This is a genomic window from Butyrivibrio sp. DSM 10294 (assembly GCF_028539135.1).
GTDB lineage: Bacteria > Bacillota > Clostridia > Lachnospirales > Lachnospiraceae > Butyrivibrio.
Genome location: NZ_JANSWL010000014.1, coordinates 1 through 1635, shown reverse-complemented (window position 1 = coordinate 1635; position 1635 = coordinate 1). Strand labels below are relative to the sequence as shown.

The 1635-nt window shown below is 53.3% G+C and carries 1 rRNA gene; it reads left to right on the top strand.

Annotation, left to right across the window (positions count from 1 at the left end):
• Positions 1–1610 (top strand): 23S ribosomal RNA (locus tag NXH67_RS00110); the annotation flags it as partial.
• Positions 1611–1635 lie beyond the last annotated feature (25 nt).

Genomic DNA, 1635 nt, shown 5'->3' with positions numbered 1-1635 from the left:
GAAACCGTACCGAAAGGAGCGGCGGAGCGCTGTGAAGAGAGAATGCCGGAATGAGTAGCGAGATGGAGGTGAGAATCCTCCAGGCCGAATATCCAAGGATTCCAGGGTAAAGCTGATCTGCCCTGGGGAAGTCGGGACCTAAGCTGAGGCCGAGGAGGCGTAAGCGATGGACAGCAGGTTGATATTCCTGCACTTATGTATATCAGAACTGTGGGGACGCAGGCAAAAGGGTCGAGCCGGGGAAGGAAGAACCGGTCCCGCAAGGGGGAACGAACTATAAGTAGTGAAGCGACAGATATGACTGCCAAGAAAAGCCACTATAGCGTATACATAACCCGTACCGTAAACCGACACAGGTGGATGAGGAGAGAATCCTAAGGCCGACGGGAGAAGCATTGTTAAGGAACTCGGCAAAATGTCCCCGTAACTTCGGGATAAGGGGAGCCTGAGAAATCAGGCCGCAGAGAAGAGGCTCAAGCAACTGTTTAGCAAAAACACAGGTCTATGCGAAACCGAAAGGTGAGGTATATGGGCTGACGCCTGCCCGGTGCTGGAAGGTTAAGAGGAGAGGTTAGAGCAATCGAAGCTTTGAATTTAAGCCCCAGTAAACGGCGGCCGTAACTATAACGGTCCTAAGGTAGCGAAATTCCTTGTCGGGTAAGTTCCGACCCGCACGAAAGGCGTAATGATTTGAGCACTGTCTCGGCAATGCACCCGGTGAAATTGAAGTACCAGTGAAGATGCTGGTTACCCGCGCCAGGACGGAAAGACCCCATGGAGCTTTACTCCAGGTTGATACTGGGGTCCGGTACCATATGTACAGGATAGGTGGGAGACTAAGAAACGGTGACGTCAGTTGCCGCGGAGTCGCTGTTGGGATACCACCCTTATGATGCTGGGCTTCTAACCAAGGATCTTGAAACAGGTCCGGGGACAATGTCTGCCGGGGAGTTTGACTGGGGCGGTCGCCTCCGAAAGGGTATCGGAGGCGCTCAAAGGTTCCTTCAGAATGGACGGAAACCATTCGTAGAGTGCAAAGGCAGAAGGGAGCCTGACTGTGACACCGACGGGTGGAACAGATACGAAAGTAGGACTTAGTGATCCGGTGGTATGAAAGTGGGATTGCCATCGCTCAACGGATAAAAGCTACCCTGGGGATAACAGGCTTATCACTCCCAAGAGTTCACATCGACGGAGTGGTTTGGCACCTCGATGTCGGCTCATCGCATCCTGGGGCTGTAGCAGGTCCCAAGGGTTGGGCTGTTCGCCCATTAAAGCGGTACGCGAGCTGGGTTCAGAACGTCGTGAGACAGTTCGGTCCCTATCCGGCGCGGGCGTAGGATATCTGAGAGGAGCTGTCCTTAGTACGAGAGGACCGGGATGGACGGACCGCTGGTGTATCAGCTGCATCGCCAGATGCATAAGGCTGGGTAGCCACGTCCGGAAGGGATAAACGCTGAAGGCATCTAAGCGTGAAGCCCCCCTCAAGATGAGATATCCCATGCGCAAGCAGTAAGACCCCTTAGAGAGTATGAGGTTAGATAGGCACAAGGTGTAAGCACGGTAACGTGTTCAGCTGATGTGTACTAATAGGTCGAGGGCTTATCCAACGAATAGTTGGTATAGGAACAAAGG